19 protein-coding genes are annotated in these 21,550 nt (G+C 46.5%); 14 read left to right on the top strand and 5 right to left on the bottom strand.

Going from position 1 to position 21,550, the window contains the following annotated elements; translation table 11 throughout:
* The first annotated feature begins 24 nt into the window (after window positions 1–24).
* The 3 genes from trkA to C1S73_RS10800 are packed head-to-tail and all read left to right on the top strand — an operon-like array spanning window position 25 to window position 3,518.
* A complete protein-coding gene (trkA, locus tag C1S73_RS10810) occupies window positions 25–1,401 on the top strand; it encodes a Trk system potassium transporter TrkA (RefSeq protein WP_038870159.1) in 1,377 nt (458 codons plus the stop codon).
* Between the two features lie 9 nt (window positions 1,402–1,410).
* Window positions 1,411–2,856: a TrkH family potassium uptake protein gene (locus tag C1S73_RS10805; protein WP_038870160.1), complete on the top strand. Its 1,446-nt coding sequence runs from the start codon at window positions 1,411–1,413 to the stop codon at window positions 2,854–2,856.
* 26 nt (window positions 2,857–2,882) lie between these two features.
* Window positions 2,883–3,518 (top strand): DUF3157 family protein, encoded by a 636-nt coding sequence (locus tag C1S73_RS10800; protein WP_038870162.1) that lies wholly within the window; start codon window positions 2,883–2,885, stop codon window positions 3,516–3,518.
* A gap of 36 nt (window positions 3,519–3,554) precedes the next feature.
* Here the strand turns inward: C1S73_RS10800 and trhA are convergent, their stop codons facing one another.
* Entirely contained in the window at window positions 3,555–4,208 is a 654-nt protein-coding gene (gene trhA / locus C1S73_RS10795) for a PAQR family membrane homeostasis protein TrhA (protein ID WP_038870163.1), read from the bottom strand.
* 72 nt (window positions 4,209–4,280) lie between these two features.
* Window positions 4,281–5,087, bottom strand: a complete 807-nt coding sequence (locus C1S73_RS10790; protein ID WP_038870165.1) for a sporulation protein — start codon at window positions 5,085–5,087, stop codon at window positions 4,281–4,283.
* A gap of 295 nt (window positions 5,088–5,382) precedes the next feature.
* On the opposite strand from C1S73_RS10790, the gene C1S73_RS10785 reads away from it, so the two are divergent.
* From C1S73_RS10785 to C1S73_RS10765, 5 genes are all read left to right on the top strand, one after another.
* Window positions 5,383–5,550, top strand: coding sequence for a hypothetical protein (locus C1S73_RS10785; RefSeq protein WP_010645766.1), 168 nt, complete (start codon window positions 5,383–5,385; stop codon window positions 5,548–5,550).
* A 122-nt stretch (window positions 5,551–5,672) separates the two neighbouring features.
* Window positions 5,673–5,939, top strand: coding sequence for a YihD family protein (locus C1S73_RS10780; RefSeq protein WP_038870166.1), 267 nt, complete (start codon window positions 5,673–5,675; stop codon window positions 5,937–5,939).
* Between the two features lie 311 nt (window positions 5,940–6,250).
* The gene (ccoG, locus tag C1S73_RS10775; protein WP_038870167.1) at window positions 6,251–7,672 is read left to right on the top strand and encodes a cytochrome c oxidase accessory protein CcoG; all 1,422 of its coding nucleotides are present in this window, start codon (window positions 6,251–6,253) and stop codon (window positions 7,670–7,672) included.
* Between the two features lie 48 nt (window positions 7,673–7,720).
* Window positions 7,721–8,707, top strand: coding sequence for a serine/threonine protein kinase (locus tag C1S73_RS10770; protein ID WP_038870169.1), 987 nt, complete (start codon window positions 7,721–7,723; stop codon window positions 8,705–8,707).
* 35 nt (window positions 8,708–8,742) lie between these two features.
* Window positions 8,743–9,345, top strand: coding sequence for a thiol:disulfide interchange protein DsbA/DsbL (locus C1S73_RS10765; RefSeq protein WP_038870173.1), 603 nt, complete (start codon window positions 8,743–8,745; stop codon window positions 9,343–9,345).
* 63 nt (window positions 9,346–9,408) lie between these two features.
* Here the strand turns inward: C1S73_RS10765 and C1S73_RS10760 are convergent, their stop codons facing one another.
* Entirely contained in the window at window positions 9,409–10,287 is an 879-nt protein-coding gene (locus C1S73_RS10760; protein WP_038870174.1) for an acyltransferase, read from the bottom strand.
* A 165-nt stretch (window positions 10,288–10,452) separates the two neighbouring features.
* Here C1S73_RS10760 and C1S73_RS10755 point away from each other — a divergent pair, with 165 nt between their 5' ends.
* A complete protein-coding gene (locus C1S73_RS10755; protein ID WP_038870175.1) occupies window positions 10,453–11,409 on the top strand; it encodes a DUF2860 domain-containing protein in 957 nt (318 codons plus the stop codon).
* 47 nt (window positions 11,410–11,456) lie between these two features.
* Here C1S73_RS10755 and C1S73_RS10750 read toward each other — a convergent pair whose 3' ends face one another.
* The gene (locus tag C1S73_RS10750) at window positions 11,457–12,980 is read right to left on the bottom strand and encodes a YifB family Mg chelatase-like AAA ATPase (protein WP_038870176.1); all 1,524 of its coding nucleotides are present in this window, start codon (window positions 12,978–12,980) and stop codon (window positions 11,457–11,459) included.
* A 462-nt stretch (window positions 12,981–13,442) separates the two neighbouring features.
* On the opposite strand from C1S73_RS10750, the gene ilvG reads away from it, so the two are divergent.
* From ilvG to ilvA, 5 genes are read left to right on the top strand one after another with little or no spacing between them, the layout of a single operon-like run.
* Window positions 13,443–15,089, top strand: a complete 1,647-nt coding sequence (gene ilvG / locus C1S73_RS10745; protein ID WP_038870177.1) for an acetolactate synthase 2 catalytic subunit — start codon at window positions 13,443–13,445, stop codon at window positions 15,087–15,089.
* A gap of 11 nt (window positions 15,090–15,100) precedes the next feature.
* Window positions 15,101–15,385, top strand: coding sequence for an acetolactate synthase 2 small subunit (gene ilvM / locus C1S73_RS10740; protein WP_005440786.1), 285 nt, complete (start codon window positions 15,101–15,103; stop codon window positions 15,383–15,385).
* A 12-nt stretch (window positions 15,386–15,397) separates the two neighbouring features.
* Window positions 15,398–16,336 (top strand): branched-chain-amino-acid transaminase, encoded by a 939-nt coding sequence (gene ilvE, locus C1S73_RS10735; protein WP_038870178.1) that lies wholly within the window; start codon window positions 15,398–15,400, stop codon window positions 16,334–16,336.
* 13 nt (window positions 16,337–16,349) lie between these two features.
* The gene (gene ilvD / locus C1S73_RS10730; RefSeq protein WP_038870179.1) at window positions 16,350–18,191 is read left to right on the top strand and encodes a dihydroxy-acid dehydratase; all 1,842 of its coding nucleotides are present in this window, start codon (window positions 16,350–16,352) and stop codon (window positions 18,189–18,191) included.
* A 4-nt stretch (window positions 18,192–18,195) separates the two neighbouring features.
* On the top strand, window positions 18,196–19,743 hold the full coding sequence (gene ilvA / locus C1S73_RS10725) for a threonine ammonia-lyase, biosynthetic (RefSeq protein WP_038870180.1): 1,548 nt from the start codon (window positions 18,196–18,198) through the stop codon (window positions 19,741–19,743).
* A gap of 49 nt (window positions 19,744–19,792) precedes the next feature.
* Here the strand turns inward: ilvA and C1S73_RS10720 are convergent, their stop codons facing one another.
* Window positions 19,793–21,472, bottom strand: coding sequence for a sensor domain-containing diguanylate cyclase (locus C1S73_RS10720; protein ID WP_038870181.1), 1,680 nt, complete (start codon window positions 21,470–21,472; stop codon window positions 19,793–19,795).
* Window positions 21,473–21,550 lie beyond the last annotated feature (78 nt).

Raw genomic sequence — 21,550 nt, 5'->3', positions numbered from 1 at the left:
TTTTTCAGATAACGAGTAAAGAGTATGAAAATCATTATTCTTGGTGCTGGTCAGGTTGGCGGCACATTGGCAGAAAACCTCGTAGGTGAGAATAACGACATCACCATCGTCGACAAAAATAGCGACCGACTGCGAGAGTTACAAGACAAGTACGATCTTCGTGTTGTTAATGGTCACGCGAGCCACCCAGATGTGCTGCACGAAGCGGGCGCACAAGACGCTGACATGCTCGTTGCGGTGACCAATACCGATGAAACCAACATGGCCGCATGTCAGGTTGCCTTCACTCTGTACAATACCCCAAACCGTGTTGCACGTATTCGCTCTCCAGAATATCTGGCAGAAAAAGAAGCCCTATTTAAATCTGGTGCTATTCCTGTCGATCACCTTATCGCACCAGAAGAGTTGGTAACCAGTTACATCGAACGCCTCATCCAATACCCAGGCGCGTTGCAAGTGGTAAGCTTTGCCGAGCAGAAAGTCAGCCTAGTAGCGGTAAAAGCCTACTACGGTGGCCCTTTAGTAGGTAATGCTCTGTCTGCCCTGCGTGAGCACATGCCGCACATCGATACTCGTGTTGCTGCGATTTTCCGTCAAGGTCGTCCAATTCGTCCGCAAGGCACCACCATCATTGAAGCTGATGATGAAGTGTTCTTCGTTGCAGCAAGTAACCATATCCGCTCAGTAATGAGTGAGCTTCAGCGCCTCGAGAAGCCCTATCGCCGCATCATGATTGTTGGTGGTGGTAACATCGGTGCGAGCTTAGCCAAACGCCTTGAGCAAACCTACAGCGTCAAACTGATTGAGCGTAACTACCAGCGTGCAGAAAAACTGTCTGAGCAGCTTGAAAACACCATCGTCTTCTGTGGTGATGCGGCAGACCAAGAACTGCTAACAGAAGAAAACATCGACCAAGTAGATGTGTTCATCGCGTTAACCAACGAGGATGAAACCAACATCATGTCTGCGATGTTGGCAAAACGCATGGGCGCAAAGAAAGTGATGGTGCTGATCCAGCGCGGCGCTTATGTTGACCTAGTGCAAGGCGGTGTGATTGACGTGGCTATCTCACCACAGCAAGCGACGATTTCTGCTCTACTCACGCACGTTCGTCGTGCTGACATCGTTAACGTATCTTCTCTGCGTCGTGGCGCGGCAGAAGCCATCGAAGCCGTTGCGCACGGTGACGAAACCACATCGAAAGTGGTCGGTCGCGCGATTGGCGATATCAAACTCCCACCAGGAACCACCATTGGTGCTATCGTTCGTGGCGAAGAAGTTCTTATCGCACACGATCGTACAGTCATCGAACAAGATGACCACGTCGTGATGTTCCTGGTCGACAAAAAGTACGTACCAGACGTCGAAGCGCTGTTCCAGCCGAGTCCATTCTTCCTCTAGGATTTTCCTATGGTCAACTTACGTCCCGTACTGTTTGTTATCGGGCTGGTTTTATCCAAACTGGCCCTTTTTATGTACGTGCCGACTTTGGTCGCGTTTTTCACAGGTACGGGCGGATTCCTCGATTTCGCCCAAGCCGTTGTGATCACCCACCTAGCCGCATTCATCTGTTTGACGATTGGTCGAACCGCCAAGTTCAAACTCAGTGTGCGTGACATGTTCCTCATCACCAGTTTGGTATGGACCATCGCCAGTGCGTTTGCTGCATTGCCGTTTGTGTTTATCAACCACATTAGCTTTACCGACGCCTACTTCGAAACTATGTCTGGCATCACTACCACAGGCTCTACTGTACTCAGTGGTTTGGACAACATGGCGCCGAGTATCTTGTTGTGGCGTTCCATCTTGCAATGGTTGGGGGGTATTGGCTTTATCGTAATGGCGGTAGCTATCCTACCAATGCTTAACGTTGGTGGTATGAAGCTGTTCCAAACCGAATCGTCTGATTGGTCTGATAAGAGCAGCCCGAGAGCCAAGACCGTCGCGAAGAACATCGTATTGGTGTATCTGATGCTGACAGGCTTGTGTATTGTGGGTTATTTGCTGACTGGCATGAACCTGTTTGAAGCCATCAACCACGCGTTTACAACCCTATCTACGGGCGGATACTCAACATCAGATGGTTCAATGAACCACTTCTCTAATGGCGCACATTGGGTGGCCACCACCTTTATGTTCCTTGGTGGTCTGCCATTCCTATTGTTTGTTGCCGCGTTACGTAAACGCAGTGTCGAAGTCTTAATACGAGACGCCCAAGTGCGCGGTTTTGCCTACTTGTTTTTGTTCTCAAGTCTCGTGGTTTCTGCTTGGCTCGTGCTTCGTGATGGTTACACCATTTTGGATGCACTGCGTGTATCCATGTTCAACATCGTCTCTGTCGTTACGACCACTGGCTTTGGTCTAGAAGACTTCACCGCATGGGGCGCCCTCCCAACGACACTGTTTGCCTTCTTAATGATGGCAGGTGCATGTTCGGGCTCGACCTCTGGCGGGATTAAAATCTTCCGTTTCCAGATCGCGATGACGTTACTTAACAAGCAAATCATGAAGCTGATTCACCCATCTGGCGTATTCGTTCAACGTTATAACCAACGCCCAGTGAACGACGATATTGTTCGCTCAGTGGTGGCATTTGGCTTGATGTTCTTTATTACCATTATCTTCATCGCTGGCTGTTTAAGTGCGCTTGGTCTAGACCCTGTGACCAGTATTTCTGGTTCGATTACTGCGGTAGCAAACGTAGGTCCTGGCATGGGTAGCGTGATTGGCCCAACAGGTAACTTTGCGCCTTTACCAGACACAGCGAAATGGCTCCTAAGCTTTGGTATGTTAATGGGACGCTTAGAAATTTTGACTATTCTTGTACTGTTCTTCCCGGCGTTTTGGCGTAGATAAGCAGACTTAAAATAAAAGGTATAACAATGAAAACATGGATCACTCTGGCTACCCTACTAGCCACTTCATCCGTTTACGCGGCAGAAGTCGTGAAGCTTGCGGATGGGCGCGAAATAAAACTGAACGACGACTTCACGTGGGAATATGTCGTGAATAAAACCGCACCAAAGGCCACAGAAACGACACTAGAAAAAGTTGAAGCGGTAGAAGCGGCGGCAGTGGTAGCCTCGACAACAGCCGTAGCAACAGTAGCTGCACCAGACACAACAGCAGAGATAGCGACGATTCCAGTTGTGAACAAGAAAGTCGGAACTACCGTTGTTGTAAACGCGAAGAAGCCAACCATGCAGCTGTCTGATTCAGGTGTGGATGTATTGATTGGCTCGGCGAGCTATGAAGATGGTGAACTGATTTTCCCAACTTCTATCACTAACCAAAGCTCACAATCAGTGATTCAGGTAGAAGTGGAAGTACAGGTATTCGATATGGCTGGCAAACAATTGGCGAAAGAAAACATCACGGTTTGGCAATCTATCAAACGCATGGCAGATACCTACCTTCGCCCACAACAGGCCGAGCAAGGTAAAACAATTAAATTGGCAGTGCCACAGTCGCAGCAGTACCAGTTCTCTGCAGAAGTATTAGAAGTGAAAACTCGCTAATATATGGCACATCACTTTGTCGAGTTTATCTTTATGTTAGATAGGCTCGACAAAGTAATAAATCGCAAAGAAGTGACAAACACAACCCGCCAACACAAATCCATGCCAAATCGCGTGATTAAAAGGAATTCGTTTGGCAACGTAGAAAATCACCCCTATTGAATACACCAAACCACCCGCAGCTAAAAGCGTCAAACCACCAATATCCAGATTTATCGCCAGTTGGTAAATCACAATCAACGATAACCAGCCCATAACCAAATACGTCATCAAAGACAATTTTTTGAATCGATAAACAAACGCGACTTTCATGATGATACCGATCAGAGCAATGGTCCAAATCACAATCATCAACCCAATTGCTAGTGGCGTACGTAGGCTCACTAATAAAAATGGCGTATAGCTACCTGCAATCAGTAGATAAATAGCGCAGTGGTCAAACGTTTTTAGCCAGCGCTTGGCTTTCGGATATGGGATCGCATGGTAAAGCGTGGATGCCAGAAACAAGACAATCATACTCGAGCCGTAGATAGCCATACTGGTAATGGTCAGTGCATCCGCTTGATGATCGAAAGCCTTGATGAGAAGCAGAACCAAGCCAACAATGCCGAAGATCATTCCAATACCATGAGTAATGGAGTTGGCCAGTTCTTCGCCCTGACTGTATTGTGCTTTCTGAGGTGAGGACATGAACGCGCCTATACTAGAGTTTTGAATATTCACTCTAGTATGGCACATTAGGCTTACACGTGTAAGCTTAAATTAGGACTCGTGCGCTGCGGTAGTTTGATCAAGATAGTTGAGCACTAATGAGCCAACATCATCCAATTTAGTATTGATTGGAATACTCAACTCACGTTTTAATTTCCCACTGCCGAGTAGGCTAGCTAACATGCCACGAGCACCACTACGAGTCCGATCAACTTCAAACCATAACTTCAGGTTTGTCTCGTCGCGGTGAGCAACAAACTCCAATTCTCGCCATACTCCGTGATATGGGCCGTCGGTTGGCACCATTTCAAACTCTTGCACAAATGGGAGGTCAAAACCTTTCACTTCTTCGCACTCAACTTGTCGAATGCGCAAACCTTGCGATTCAAAAGCAGACAAAATGGCATCCATAAGTGGGTCGGGTCTAACAGTGAGAATGTCTTTGTCGGTTGGATCTAGTGCCATGGCGACGTCTAAGCCAGTTTCAAGCCAGACTTGGGCATCACCAATAGTGACAGGTGTGTTCCATGGTACGTCGAGCTTCACGTCAAAGGTGCGCTCTTCACCAGAGTGAATGGTAAATGCATAAGGGAGGTTCCACTTCGCCAAAACATGAGTCTGCGGCACTCTTCGCATACTCTGTCCTTCACGAGCACCACGATCATCTGGGGCTTCTGCGATATAACGACAGCAAAGTTTGAGATCGATATTGTCGATCGCTTGCTCTGTCGCTCCACCATAGACATGGATAGAAACATCCACGCTCTGGCCGGGATATAGCACATCTTGATTCAGGACCGAGTCGACCTTAGCACTACCGATCCCAAAACTTGCCAGTGTCTTCTTCAAAAATGACATATGCACCTCCTTCGTAGAATTCTCATACTACTACTGCTGATCATGGGATCAAAACAAATTTCACCTTGTTCTAAGCTCAAAAACGATAAAATCCATACAATTCAACTGTTCAACTATCGACCAATTATGGCAGGAGTGCTAACCTATACACGATATGCATGCATATCATTATTCCTGATTCATTATTTGGATTGGCGAAAGCCAGAAGAGCCACCCTTCAAGCAGTTGAAGCTCAACTCATAGTGACTCAGGCCATTACATCGGCAATGGATATGCCTGGCAGTTAGGTATCTAAATGCGCCCAACAACAGTCAGGTTCGCACACACTAATCGTAGTGCAATGCGCCGTCGCAGTGGTTTTACTGCTGCGCCAAAGGCAAAACAAGTTGCGCCAACAATGACTCTGGTTGAGAAGACAGCGATTATGCCAAGTGTTCCAAACAAAGTTATTAAAGCAGCTTAATTAAAAAGCGCGGCAGTCACCGCGCTTTTTTCTTTTCTCTCCGCCCTTTCCTATTTGGTGTTCGCCAAGCAATTTGATACCTTTAGTAGCAAATAACACCTATAAATTCTGTGGAGAAAGAAATGAAGTGTCATCGTATTGAAGAGCTGCTTGAGCTACTAGAGCCAGAGTGGCATAAAGATCAAGAAATGAACCTGCTACAGTTCATCGTTAAACTGGCAAACGAAGCGGGTTATGAAGGCAAATTGGAAGATCTGACTGATGATGTGTTGATCTACCACCTAAAAATGCGCAATAGCAGCAAAGACGAAATGATCCCAGGTCTAAAGAAAGACCAAGAAGATGACTTTAAAACCGCCATCCTTCGCGCTCGTGGCATCATCAAGTAAACGGCTCAACACCCAAGACTGATAAGCGACTCATTTGAGTCGCTTTTTTTTATAACTAAATCAACCAGTTCGAAAAGCCATTTATAACTGTTCAGCCATTTATCAGGTTAACTGTACTGACTTTTGTTGTTAAACGTTGACAGTGTTAAAGAAACGGAATTGTTATTGATTGTATAATCGCCGTTCATCAGTATTTACTAAAATAATTATGCCCAGTCATGATTCACCGTCTGGGCAAAACAGCAATGTCATTGAGCGTCATCAATAGAAATGTCGCCGCACATTATAAGAGCCGAAAGAAGGAAGCGTTCATGAGTCAGGATAAGATCGATATCAAAGATGTGACTCCCAAAACCTTTAATCCCAAAACCCACAAAGGGAATGGGGACCGTTTCAACCCAAGTAATCGTATCTATGTGCGTGAGAGCAAAGGCACCTTTCAAAAGCTACGCCGTTATGGTGGTTGGTTTTTGTTGTTGCTGTTTGCATTGGTTCCGTGGATTCCTTACGGAGAGCGCCAAGCCATTTTGCTGGATATCGGAAACCAGCAGTTCAACTTTTTCGGCACCACTCTGTACCCTCAAGATCTCACCCTGCTCGCCCTGTTGTTTGTGATTTCCGCTTTTGGGTTATTCTTCATCACCACCTTTTTAGGTCGGGTTTGGTGTGGCTATCTGTGCCCACAAACCGTGTGGACCTTCATGTATATCTGGTTTGAAGAAAAGCTAGAAGGCAGCGCCAATAAACGCCGTAAACAAGATTCCAATAAGTTGACCACCAACTTGGCGATACGTAAAACCCTCAAACATATCGCGTGGTTTGCGATAGCCCTTGCGACAGGTTTCACCTTTGTTGGTTACTTCGTACCGATGAAACAGTTGGTTATCGACTTCTTTACTTTCAATGCTAACTTCTGGCCAGTGTTCTGGGTGATGTTCTTCGCCATTTGTACTTACGGTAATGCAGGTTGGATGCGCTCTATCATGTGTATTCACATGTGTCCTTATGCACGCTTCCAATCCGCCATGTTCGACAAAGACACCTTCATTGTTGGTTACGATACCAAACGCGGAGAAAAGCGAGGTCCTCGCTCACGTAAAGCAGACCATAAACAAATGGGGCTCGGTGACTGTATCGACTGTGATTTGTGTGTTCAGGTCTGTCCAACTGGCATCGATATTCGCGATGGCTTGCAATATGAGTGCATTAACTGTGGTGCATGTATTGACGCCTGTGACAAAACCATGGAACGCATGGGTTATGAAAAGGGTCTGATCAACTACACCACAGAACATCGCCTCTCAGGCAAGAGTACAAAGGTCATGCGTCCCAAACTGCTTGGTTATGGTGCAGTATTATTGGTGATGATTGGCTTGTTCTTCCTCCAAGTCGCATCCGTTGACCCGGCAGGCATGAGTGTACTACGTGATCGTAATCAGTTGTTCCGCGTTAATAGCTCAGGTGAAGTGGAAAACACCTACACCCTCAAAGTGATCAACAAAACCCAACAAGTTCAAAAGTATGACTTAAACGTGGAAGGCTTGAGTGATGTCAGTTGGTATGGCAAACAAACGATTCAAGTTGAACCTGGAGAAGTCTTGAACTTACCAATGAGTCTTGGCGTTGATCCTGACACGCTAAACTCCGCGATTACGACAATTCAGTTTATACTCACCGATAAGAGCAACGAATTCACTATCGAAGTAGAAAGCCGATTCATCAAGAAGCTATAACTTCGAAGACCAATGGAAAAAGGCTCAGTAATGAGCCTTTTTATTTATATGTCCCAAGGTACTTTCAACTTTGATGCCCTGACGCCCGACTTTATGTGGTACGCGCTAGAGAGCATCGGTATTCGAGCAGAGTCAGGATTTCTGCCTCTCAACAGCTATGAAAACCGCGTATACCAATTCACTGACGAAGAACGCCAACGCTACGTAGTAAAATTCTACCGCCCAGAACGTTGGAGCAATGAGCAAATTCAAGAAGAGCATGATTTCACGCTTGAACTGATCGACAACGAAATTCCCGTCGCCCCACCCGTTCGCATTAATGGTCACACCTTGCATCACTATCAAGGTTACGGCTTTGCTTTGTTTGAGAGTGTTGGCGGTCGTCAGTTTGAAGTGGATAACCTCGATCAATTAGAAGGCGTTGGTCGCTTTTTAGGTCGTATTCATAAAGTGGGAAGCAAACAAGCGTTTCAGCACCGTCCAAGCATTGGTCTACAAGAGTATCTCTACCAACCAAGAGAGATTTTGCAAAACGCCAATATGATCCCAATGCATTTGGAAAATAGTTTCTTCAATGATTTAGACATGCTGATCAAATCACTCGAAAACCACTGGCAAGACGGCTTTAAATCCATTCGTCTGCACGGTGATTGCCATCCGGGTAACATCTTATGGCGTGATGGGCCAATGTTCGTCGATTTAGATGACTCACGTAATGGCCCAGCGGTGCAAGACTTGTGGATGCTACTCAATGGTGAACGTCAAGATAAGCTAATGCAATTGGACATTGTTTTAGAAGGTTACCAAGAGTTTTGCGATTTTAACTCGGCAGAATTGAAACTAATCGAGCCACTTCGCGGTCTACGAATGGTGCACTATATGGCATGGCTAGCAAAACGTTGGCATGACCCGGCATTTCCGCTCGCTTTTCCATGGTTCAATGAGCCAAAATACTGGGAAGGTCAGGTCCTTGGATTTAAAGAGCAGATTGCCAACTTAGAAGAAGCACCACTGTCTTTAATGCCTCAATGGTAAGTCGGGCCGAACAATTCAAAATGGAGATTATTTAAATGAAAAAGCTGTTCGCACTGTTTTCTATGCTGATGCTTAGCCTGTCGGCACATGCAGCGCAATTCAAAGAAGGTGAACAATACAAAGTATTGGATCTAGAAGCATCAAAGAAGCCTGTCGTTACTGAGTTCTTCTCTTTCTACTGCCCACATTGCAATACGTTTGAACCTATCATTCAGCAGTTGAAGAAACAGTTACCTGAAGGGGTGAAACTGCAAAAGAACCACGTGTCATTCATGGGGGGCAACATGGGGCCTTCAATGAGCAAAGCCTATGCGACCATGGTTGCGCTTAAAATTGAAGATAAGATGGTACCCGTGATGTTTAACCGCATTCACAACATGCGTAAAGCACCACGTGACGACGCAGAGCTTCGTCAAATCTTCCTAGATGAAGGTGTAGATGCGAAGAAATTCGATGCTGCATTCAAAGGCTTCGCGGTGGATTCAATGGTTCGTCGCATGGACAAGCAATTTGAAAACAGCGGCCTAACTGGTGTACCTGCAGTAATCGTGAACAACAAGTACCTAGTTCAAGCGCAAGGCATCAAATCAACTGAAGAATACTTTGCTCTTGTAGATTACCTACTGACACTTAAGTAATTCGAATTGAAAATGAAAAAGGGGAGCAAGATGCTCCCCTTTTCAATTTAACTTTAGCTCAGATTATTTATGAATGTCTTGCAGCAAGATATCTTTCTCTTGCCAAACCTCGCCTAACCATTGCTGGAATTGGCGCTTGTACGGCTTATCATTGAAGTAATCCCCCAATACCTTCTCATCCACAGGCAACACGTTCACACGCACCACAATCTTGGTCATACGGCCCATCAAAATATCTTTAAATGGTTTATCTGTGTTTTCTGGGTAAGCTAATGTCACATCGATAATGTTCTCAAATTGATCACCCATTGCCGCTAATGTATATGCGATACCACCTGACTTAGGCTGTAATAAGTATTGGTAACCGGCACGGCTCTTACGCTGCTTCTCTTGGGTAAAACGAGTCCCTTCGACATAGTTCACTACTGTGGTCGGAGTATGTTTGAATTTGGAACACGAACGGCGCGTGGTTGCCAAATCTTGACCACGTTTGTGTGGATTACGAATCAAAAACTCCCGCGAATAACGACGCATAAACGGCATATCCAGCGCCCAACAAGCCATTCCGATAAAAGGCACATATAATAGCTGTTGCTTGAGGAAAAATTTTGGCATCGGAATGCGATCTTTAAACACGCAACACAGTACAACAATATCAGTCCAACTAAGATGATTACTGATCAAGAGGTACCAACCATCCTTCTTTAGGTTTTCACCGCCTTCAACATCCCATTCAACGCGATTGAATAAGGCAAGAATACCCATGTTGATGGTGGCCCAAACCCACATCATTTTATTGGCAGCCTCTGTCCCCTTAGCTTTGAGCTTTGCTGTTGGAAGCAAAAGCTTAAAAATAGCAATGATACAAATTGCGATAGAACAAATCGCAGAATTTATAATCACAAAGGAAGCGTTAAAAATGAGTAACAAATATGCCAACATGGTAACCAATCGATAACTTGTGCGCGTGAGCAATAAAACAGCGTGTAATTATACGAATCCATTGCCATATTGGAACATTTGTAAGAATGGTCAGATTTGTTGCAATGTAAAACTGGACCACTGCTCAAACAAATATTCTTCATTCGACAAACAAGGAGAACGCGAATGAATCCAAGGCTAACCTTACTGCCTTTGGCCTTTATCGTCAGCACAGCTCAGGCTCAACTAGCAGAGACCGCAGGTTTTAGCGGCGAAGTTTCATTAAATGCTGGCTTCGTCTCATCTGAATCCCATTTTAATACGGATAACAGCAGTACAATTAACTCTCTCGATGAAAGTGCCGAGAGCGACAGTTCTTTCATTGCTGCCCCTCTAGGCAACGCAGCTTATACATTCGGTCACCGACTTAACCACCAAGTGTATGCTGGTACGACACGTTCCGATATCGCTATCGGTACTTTGGCATTCCAATTGGGCTATAAATACCAATTAGATTCAGGCACTGTGCTCGATTTCTCGTATTTACCGACCATTTTGGAAGGGGAAACCTGGCAGAACCCTTACTTGATCAATCAAACAAGAAAAACCACAGATGAGGGTGGCAACGCCTTTCGTTTCCAGATCAACCGCTTTTTAGACGATAACTTTAATCTTGATCTGGCTTACGCAGACAAAGACGTAGAAAAAGACACCGTGACCGATCCATCACTGGCCCGTGATGCTAAGATCTACCACATCAAAGGTGACTATCGAATTCCACTCAGCCGCACATCGATGCTACAACCCGCATTTACTTACATTTATCATGATGCAGATGGCGACGCAGAATCCTTTAACTCTTATAGATTGGACTTAAGTTGGTTCCAGTTTATCAATCGACATCGTGTTGCCTTAACTGCCGGCTACACGGTCAAAGACTTTGAATCAGCAAGCGCGACGTTTGGTAAAACTCGCAACGATGATAAGTTAAGTTTGTTTGCTGCATACGAGTACAAAAATGTATTTGATTGGGACAACTGGTCTTTCATCTCACTAGCAGGTTGTAGCAGTACGGATTCCAACATTACTTTTTATGATGAAAAAGAGTACTTGTTGTCGGTCGGTTTAAACTACACCTTCTAACCCTTATATTGCAGCGAGTACAAACCAGACTCGCTGCGAAATAGCTTCTATACCGCCTGTGCGGTTAACTGCTTGAGCAATCTATCCATCGCTCTGTACCCTAACGCTTCTGCAAGATGCGTTCGTTCAATCGCTGCTGAGCCCTCCAGATCAGCAATCGTCCGCGCAACTTTAATAATCCGGTGATAGGCACGAATCGATAACCCAAGACGATGCAGCGCATTCTCTAAAAATTCCGCATCGGATTTTTGTAATGGGCAGAAAGCTTCAATTTCTCGACTCCCCAACAGGGCATTTACCTTACCACTGCGTTGCAACATACTCTCTCTGGCTAAGTTGACCCTTTGTTTTACTACGGAGGTTGGCTCACCTCTATCACCTCCTTCAGCTAACGTACCTTTCGGCAATGCAGGAATCTCTAACGACATATCAAATCGGTCAAGCAACGGCCCTGACAATCGACCAAGATAACGCAAAATCGCCTGTGGATTTGTGCGAGATTGGTTACCTTCGTAATAACCCGTAGGGCTCGGGTTGAGCGCTCCGACCAACTGAAATCGAGCCGGAAAACGGGTTTTACCCTGCGCACGTGAAATAATGATCTCCCCCGACTCTAATGGCTCCCTTAAAGAGTCGAGTACTTTGCGATCAAACTCTGGCATCTCATCCAAAAACAACAGTCCATTATGCGCCAATGAAATTTCACCGGGTCTAGGCACTGAGCCTCCCCCGACCAATGCCGCCATTGAACTAGAATGATGCGGGCTGCGCAGCGGGCGTGTTTTCCAATTATGTTCATTGATTTCACTTTGAGTTAGCGACGCTACTGATGCCGTTTCCATCGCTTCTTCATCGGTCATCTCAGGCAATAAATCACACAGTCGTGAAGCCAACATGGTTTTACCCGTTCCGGGAGGGCCAAGAAAAAGTAAGTTGTGATTACCTGCCGCCGCTATCTCTAAGGCACGTTTACCTTGTTGCTGCCCAATGATGTCTTGCAGATCTCGACCATGCTTTTCGACGACATTACGCTTTGGTGCTTGGTGTAATTCCAACTTATGCTGACCACAAAGCTCAGCGCACACTTCCAGCAAAGACTGCGCGGATTTGTGTTTTTCTTTCCCCACCAAAGCGGCTTGATCACCGTTGGCATGGGGCACAACTAAATGACGCTGACTTTTATTTGCGGCCAGCGCGGCGGGTAAGACGCCTTTTACGGGCCTTAATCCGCCAGAAAGTGCCAACTCGCCAACAAATTCGTAGTTTTTAAGCTTATCTGTCGCGATTTGCTCTGAAGCGGCTAAAATTCCCAACGCAATTGGTAGATCGAAGCGCCCACCTTCCTTGGGTAAATCTGCTGGGGCCAAATTTACCGTGATTCGCTTGGCAGGAAATTGGAAGTTGGAATTAATGATCGCACTGCGGACACGATCTTTAGATTCTTTTACTGTTGTTTCTGGTAGACCGACGAGTGTAAAGCCCGGCATCCCATTGCTGATGTGGACTTCCACACTTACCGATGGCGCTTGCACACCCACACTTGCTCGACTATGAATGATTGCCAGCCCCATAATTTCCTCAAATTTTTGTACGCTATATAAGCAGATGTTTTCTATATGGATATGTTATATAGCCTGTCCAGATGGGTACTTAATGTGAAAAAAGAATGACTTTTTGCTTGTCATGCAGCAGATTTGTGTGTTACCACTAGTGACGCAAACATTTTCGTAGAACATTACACAATACTTTTTAACGAAAAAAGAACGACAGACAGATGAACATATTCGCTCACATCAACTCACTGCTAGCCCTGATTATCGTGGTCATTATTGACACCGCGCGGGGGAATGTGGGCGAAAAATAACCACAAATTACAAAAAACCCCCGCACTGAAAAGTCCGGGGGTTTTTTTACAACTACATGTTGTCATCTGTCTAACTCTTAGACAGCTTAACGGGAAGAATGGGAGTGCACATGAAGTGCGAAACACATGGCGATAGCTACGAGCCACAACGTAGCAAAGGAGGTTTACGATGACCGGTGCACAACTTGTCGTAGCCGCTTTAAGACAGCAAGGCATCGAGACGGTGTTTGGGTATCCTGGTGGAGCCATCATGCCAATCTACGATGCGCTATATGATGGTGGTGTAGAACACATCTTATGCCGTCATGAGCAAGGGGCCGCAATGGCCGCTATAGGAATGGCCCGCGCGACACAAGACGTAGCAGTTTGTATGGCTACTTCTGGACCTGGTGCCACCAATCTTGTTACTGGCCTTGCCGACGCCTTCCTAGATTCCGTGCCACTTGTCGCCATTACCGGTCAGGTTGCCAGTTCTCATATCGGTACCGATGCTTTCCAAGAGATGGATGTGATCGGAATGTCCCTCTCTTGTACCAAACACAGTTACCTAGTGACTGACATCGAAGACCTTGCCCCAACGCTTGCCGAAGCGTTCGAAGTAGCGAAAACAGGCCGCCCAGGTCCAGTTATTGTCGATATCGCTAAAGATGTTCAACTTGCTCAAGCACCAACTGAACTTCTGCCTCCCTGTGTTCCACCAGCCATCCCACAAGTCCGCGATGAAGACATCCAACGCGCACAAGAAGTTCTCGCCGCTTCAACTCGCCCTGTTTTGTACGTAGGTGGCGGTGTTCAACTTGCTAAAGCAACAGATGCCGTTCGTGAGTTTCTACGCCTAAACCCTATGCCAGCAGTAAGCACTCTGAAAGGGCTGGGTACCATTGAACGCCATGACCCACACTACCTTGGTATGTTGGGTATGCACGGCACTAAAGCAGCCAATCTTGTTGTACAAGAGAGTGACCTTTTGATTGTGGTAGGAGCACGTTTCGATGACCGAGTAACGGGTAAGCTTGATACATTCGCACCCCATGCCAAGGTCATTCATATAGACATCGATGCGGCAGAGATACACAAACTGCGTCATGCAAATGCGCCATTGCGTGGTGACATCAATACCATTCTTCCTCAGTTAGAGTTAACACAAGATATCTCACCATGGGTTCACCACAGTGAAAGTCTACGTAGCGGTTTTAAATGGCGTTACGACCACCCAGGCGAGTTAATTTACGCTCCTCTGTTACTTAAACAGCTGTCTGACATGATGCCGGACAGCTCGATCGTGTCGACTGACGTAGGTCAGCATCAGATGTGGGCAGCGCAACATATCCAACCGCGTAACCCACAAAACTTCATCACTTCTGCTGGTCTAGGTACGATGGGCTTTGGCTTACCTGCTGCAATGGGTGCTGCTGTCGCACGTCCTGATGATCAGTCTATCCTTATTACAGGTGACGGTTCATTTATGATGAACGTGCAGGAGTTGGGCACGCTGAAGCGTCGTCAGATACCAGTAAAGATTGTCCTCCTTAATAACCAACGTCTTGGCATGGTTCGCCAATGGCAGTCGCTGTTTTTTGACGGCCGCCATAGTGAAACCATTCTTGATGACAATCCAGACTTCGTGATGCTGGCAAAAGCATTCGATATCCCGGGTAAAACCATCACCAAGAAAGAAGAAGTCGAACCGGCTCTCAAAGAGATGCTAGAAAGTAAGACTTCTTACATGCTTCACGTTTTAATCGATGAAGAAGAGAACGTGTGGCCATTGGTGCCACCAGGCGCATCCAACAGTGACATGTTGGAAAATACTTAGGAGACAATCACATGGACAGATATTTACTCGACATCAAAGCCGATGACAAACCGGTACTGTTAGAGCGCGTTCTTCGTGTGATTCGTCATCGAGGCTTTGTGATCAAACAAGTTGCGGCGACGCAAAACCACGAAAGCAAAGTCGCCAGCGTAGAGATCATCGTCGACAGTGATCGACCAATCTCGTTCTTGGTTAATCAAATTGAAAAGTTGTGGGATATCCGTACCGTCGAGGTACTGAAAATTCGCAATGACGAACTCCCAAATCACAACCTACAACAACACGTGAGCGCATAAGGAAGGCAATAAATGGCAACGAAAACCGCAGATTTCATTTGGTTTAATGGTGAGATGGTTCCATGGGCAGAGGCAAACGTACACGTTTTGACTCATGCGATGCACTACGGCACCTCTGTTTTTGAAGGCGTACGCTGCTACAACACACCAAAAGGACCAATTGTCTTCCGCCATCGTGAGCATGCACAGCGTTTAAAAGACTCCGCAAAAATTTACCGCTTCCCTATCCCTTTCTCTGTAGAGGAAATCATGGAAGCAACACGCGAAACACTTCGCCAAAACAAACTCGATAGCGCTTATATCCGTCCACTAGGTTTTGTGGGTAATGTTGGCTTGGGCGTATGCCCGCCAGTAGGCACTGAAATGGAACTCATCATTGCTGCTTTCCCTTGGGGGTCTTACCTAGGTGAAGAAGCGCTAGAAGCTGGTGTTGATGCCATGATCTCTAGTTGGAATCGTGCAGCTCCAAACACCATCCCAACTGCGGCTAAGGCAGGCGGTAACTACCTATCTTCACTATTGGTGGGTGGAGAAGCTCGCCGTCACGGTTATGACGAGGGCATCGCACTAAGTGTCGATGGTTACCTATCTGAAGGAGCGGGTGAGAATATCTTTGTTATCAAAGATGGTGTCATCATCACGCCACCAACAACCAGTGCGATTCTGCCAGGTATTACTCGTGATTCGATCATGACGATTGCACGCGACAAAGGCTATGAAGTACGTGAAGCAAACATTGCTCGTGAAGCACTTTACCTTGCCGACGAAGTTTTCATGACTGGTACCGCAGCTGAAGTTGTACCAGTGGCAACCATCGACAAAATTGAAGTGGGCACCGGTAAACGCGGCCCAATCACTAAAGAACTGCAAGAGGCCTACTTTGGCCTATTTAACGGCACCACGGAAGACAAGTGGGGCTGGTTAGACTATGTGTACCCAGAACAGAAGTAAGAAGGATTAAGAAATGCCAAAATATAGATCAGCTACCACCACACATGGTCGTAACATGGCGGGTGCACGTGCTCTTTGGCGTGCTACTGGCGTAAAAGATGAAGACTTCGGTAAACCAATCATCGCCGTTGTGAACTCATTTACTCAATTTGTTCCGGGTCACGTACACCTAAAAGACATGGGTCAATTGGTTGCCGGTGAAATAGAAAAAGCCGGCGGCATCGCAAAAGAATTTAACACTATCGCAGTCGATGACGGTATCGCAATGGGCCACGGTGGTATGCTTTACTCACTGCCTTCACGTGAACTGATTGCCGACTCTGTTGAGTACATGGTGAATGCGCACTGTGCCGATGCAATGGTGTGTATCTCTAACTGTGACAAAATCACTCCGGGAATGATGATGGCTGCAATGCGCCTAAACATTCCGGTTATTTTTGTTTCAGGCGGTCCTATGGAAGCAGGCAAAACCAAGCTTTCAGATCAGATCATCAAACTAGATCTTGTTGATGCAATGATCCAAGGTGCCGATCCAACCGTTTCTGATCAACAAAGCGAACAGATCGAACGCAGCGCATGTCCAACATGTGGATCATGCTCAGGCATGTTTACCGCAAACTCGATGAACTGTCTAACAGAGGCATTGGGTCTGTCTCAGCCAGGTAATGGCTCAATGTTGGCGACTCACGCTGACCGCGAGCAATTATTCATTAACGCAGGTAAACGCGTGGTTGAACTAACTCGCCGTTACTACGAACAAGATGATGAGTCAGCCCTACCACGTAATATCGCTAACCGCGCAGCCTTCGAAAATGCAATGGCACTGGACATCGCAATGGGCGGCTCTAGCAATACGGTTCTGCACCTGTTAGCAGCCGCACAGGAAGGTGAAATTGACTTCGACATGAACGACATTGATGAAATGTCTCGTCGCGTTCCACACCTCTGTAAGGTGGCACCGTCAACGCAGAAATACCACATGGAAGACGTGCACCGTGCTGGTGGTGTCATGGCGATCTTGGGTGAACTTGATCGTGCAAACTTGCTAAACGGCAATACACACACAGTGCTTGGCATGACGATGCAGCAACAACTTGCTGAATACGACATCATGCAAACGGAAAACGAAGAAGTCCTTAAGTTCTTCCGCGCTGGTCCTGCGGGCATCCGAACAACTCAAGCCTTCTCTCAAGATTGCCGCTGGGATCGCCTTGATGACGATCGCGTAGACGGTTGTATCCGTTCAAAAGAAAACGCCTTTAGCCAAGAAGGCGGCCTAGCCGTTCTGTCTGGCAACATCGCAGTGGATGGCTGTATTGTGAAAACCGCTGGCGTAGATGAAGAAAACCTTAAGTTCCAAGGTCCTGCAATCGTCTTTGAAAGCCAAGACTCTGCTGTTGATGGCATTTTAGGTGGCAAGGTAAAAGCGGGTGAAGTGGTTGTTATTCGCTACGAAGGTCCGAAAGGTGGTCCGGGCATGCAAGAAATGCTTTACCCAACCACGTACCTAAAATCGATGGGCCTTGGTAAGTCTTGTGCGCTACTGACAGATGGTCGCTTCTCTGGTGGTACATCAGGCCTCTCAATTGGTCACGCCTCTCCAGAAGCAGCCAGTGGCGGTACTATCGGCTTGGTTCAAAATGGCGACATCATCACCATTGATATTCCTAGCCGCTCTATCTCACTGGATGTTTCAGAAGAAGAGCTTACTGCACGCCGAGCAAAACAAGACGAACTAGGCTGGAAGCCAGCGAACCGTCAGCGTGAAGTCTCTTTTGCTTTGAAGGCGTACGCAAGCATGGCAACCAGTGCTGACAAAGGTGCAGTGCGAGATAAATCTAAGCTCGAGGGCTAGCTTTATGAGTCAACCCTTTCCCTTAAAACAGGAAAACCAGTCTGGTGCAGATTATCTGCGCCAGATCTTGCGCGCTCCTGTGTACGAAGTGGCAACCGTCACCCCTTTACAAGAGATGCCGCGCCTTGCTGCACGCATTGGTAACAATGTGCAGATCAAACGTGAAGACCGTCAACCAGTGCACTCGTTCAAGCTACGTGGCGCCTACAATATGGTGGCAAGCCTATCCGAAGCGCAAAAAAACGCGGGCGTGATTGCAGCATCAGCAGGTAACCATGCTCAAGGTATGGCTCTCTCTGGTACTAAACTTGGTATCCGAACGACGATTGTTATGCCAAAGACAACACCAGACATCAAAGTGGATGCGGTACGTGGTTTTGGTGGTAATGTCGTTTTGCATGGCAGTAACTTTGATGAGGCAAAAGCCGAGGCAGAGCGTCTATCCGAGTTAAACGGGTACACCTTTGTCCCTCCCTTCGATCATCCACTGGTGATTGCAGGTCAAGGCACCATCGGCATGGAAATGCTGCAACAAAATGGCCACCTTGATTATATCTTTGTCCCTGTCGGAGGTGGTGGTTTAGCTGCTGGCGTGGCGGTACTCGTCAAGCAACTGATGCCCGAAATCAAAGTCATTGCGGTTGAGCCGGAAGATTCTTCTTGTTTAAAGGCTGCATTAGATGCAGGCGAGCCCGTAGTGCTCGATCAAGTCAGCATGTTTGCCGATGGTGTTGCGGTAAAGCGCATTGGTGAAGAAACTTTCCGTCTATGCCAAAAGTACATTGATGGCCATATTGCGGTCTCTAGTGATGAAATCTGCGCAGCAGTCAAAGACATCTTTGAAGACACGCGCGCGATTGCAGAGCCCTCAGGTGCGCTTGCTCTAGCGGGTTTAAAGAAGTTTGCTGAGCAGAACAAACTAGAAGGCAAAAACCTTGGTACCGTGCTGTCTGGTGCAAATACCAACTTCCATGGTTTGCGCTACGTATCAGAACGTTGCGAATTGGGTGAAAAGCGCGAAGGTTTATTAGCAGTTACGATTCCAGAACGTCAAGGCGCTTTCTTTGAGTTCTGCAACTTGATTGGTGGTCGAGCGGTCACTGAGTTTAATTACCGTTACAACGATGATGCTTTGGCAAATATCTTTGTTGGTGTTCGCTTGCAAGGCGGTCAAGAAGAGTTGGAAAATATCATTCGCGATTTACGTGATGGTGGTTACCCTGTGGTTGACCTGTCCGATGATGAAATGGCGAAGTTACACGTACGCTACATGATTGGCGGTAAGCCGTCTAAACCACTCAAAGAACGTCTGTATAGCTTTGAGTTTCCAGAATACCCAGGTGCGCTACTTAAGTTCTTAAGCACTTTAGGTACTCATTGGAACATCAGCTTGTTCAACTACCGTAATCACGGTGCCGACTACGGACGCGTTTTATGTGGTTTCGAGTTAGATGAAAGCGACTTAGCTCAGTTTTCCGCGCATTTACGCGAACTTGGCTATCAATGTAAAGACGAAACGGACAACCCGTCTTATAAGTTTTTCTTGTCGTAGCCGACATCAAGCTATACAAAAATCCCTCGTCATGACGAGGGATTTTTTATTAACGTTGAACCAATGTGATTTCCGCCGCATCTGGCTCTGGCGTCTTAAACTCGCTGTATTGTTGATAATTAACGACACGGTCTCTGCCTTGGTCTTTCGCAAGATACAGCGCCTTATCAGCCATCTTCACTAACACTTCGATATCAGAAGCAGGCTCAGGATAAGTTGCGACACCAATCGAGACACTTAACTGACCGAGTGACAAACCTTTGTGCTCTAGGTGTAAAGCACGGATCTGATCCACTATGTTCTGTGCATAATCCGTTGCCGAAGCCATATCGCAATGAGGCAGAATCACGGCTAACTCTTCCCCGCCCAAACGACAGGCTGTTTCATCTTCAGAGACGGTGCGTTTTAATAGCGCGCTGATCTCTTTCAATACGTAATCACCGGCATCATGACCAAAGTTGTCGTTAAAGCGCTTGAAATGGTCGAGATCAAGCATCAATAGCGACATGGCTTCTGTGCTGGTCGCTGAGTTGTTTACGTGCTCCGTGAGCTTTTGCTCGAAGAAACGGCGGTTGTACAACCCCGTTAACGGATCGCTCAACGCCTGAGAACGTAACTTCTCTTGGAGACTCAAGTTCGCTAATGCTAAGCCTAAATGTTCCGCCACGCTGTACGACAACTGCATGGTCATCTCATCAACTTCAATCTCACCTTGGCCAAAATACAAATGCATGATACCGATGGTATTGCCGTGTGCAGTTAGAGGAATACACAGCGTCTGGTTACTTTCGATCGATGCCATATGTTCACAAGTTAAGTTATGGAATGACTCAATCGATAAGTGACTGCGACCTTTACGCAGTGACCAGCATTCATCAGGAGCAAATGAGCGACTTCCTGGCCAGCTATCCCCCCAATCTAGTTGCGTGACTAACTGGTTTCTTGAAGAGCGCATCAGAGAAATACTGCCATTCACCTTACCCAAAATACGAGGGACGATATCCTCTACGACCATCTGAGCTTCAATCAAATTGTTACATGCTGCCAGCATATTGGCCAAACGATGCATTAACTCAATTTCCAATGTACGCTGACGAATGCGCTCATCTTGTTTTTTCTGCTCTTCGGATACTTTATGGATGATTTGACGATGGCTGAAAATCGAGGTTGCGATAAGAAAGCCAATACTCAGTACCACCATTACACCTAAGATCGCCATCAATTGTGATGTCATGGTTTTCAAATGATGCATCGGTACGGCGAGTACCACGACGAACTCTTGAGAATCGATAACAACCTTGCGTGAGACGTAAAACAGATCAACAGACAACACTTCACTAAAGCGTACGTCGTAGCCAGACCCATTCTCCCAAGCTTGGACAAATTCAGGTCGGTCGCTGTGACTTTCCAGTCCAATTAGAGCGCGGTCTGACAGCGCAGTATCTCCGACAACGGTGCCCTGCTCATCAAGTACTTGAATACGAGCATCTGCATCAGCTTGCGTTAAGTCACCGATATAATCATCGATATCAGAATCGTGAGCGAAGCTCGGAGCATCTTCCTTAATTTCATAGATAACATCGGTAAGCAGAGATTCCGTTGTTCGCTGCACAGAATCATGCACTGAACGCTCAAGCGTTATATAAAACCCGTATAACCCCACCAACATAAACACAGACAATGTGATGATCGGTAAGATTTGCCATTTTCTATCCACTAATTTTGACATAATCGTTCATCCTAAATTTACCGAACTTTGTTTCGATTTTTAATGAATTGACCACATTGTCAACACGTGTTTCGGTCA

Source organism: Vibrio jasicida 090810c (assembly GCF_002887615.1).
In the GTDB taxonomy this organism is placed as follows: Bacteria; Pseudomonadota; Gammaproteobacteria; order Enterobacterales; family Vibrionaceae; genus Vibrio; species Vibrio jasicida.
This window is presented reverse-complemented; position numbering and strand designations above follow the sequence as displayed.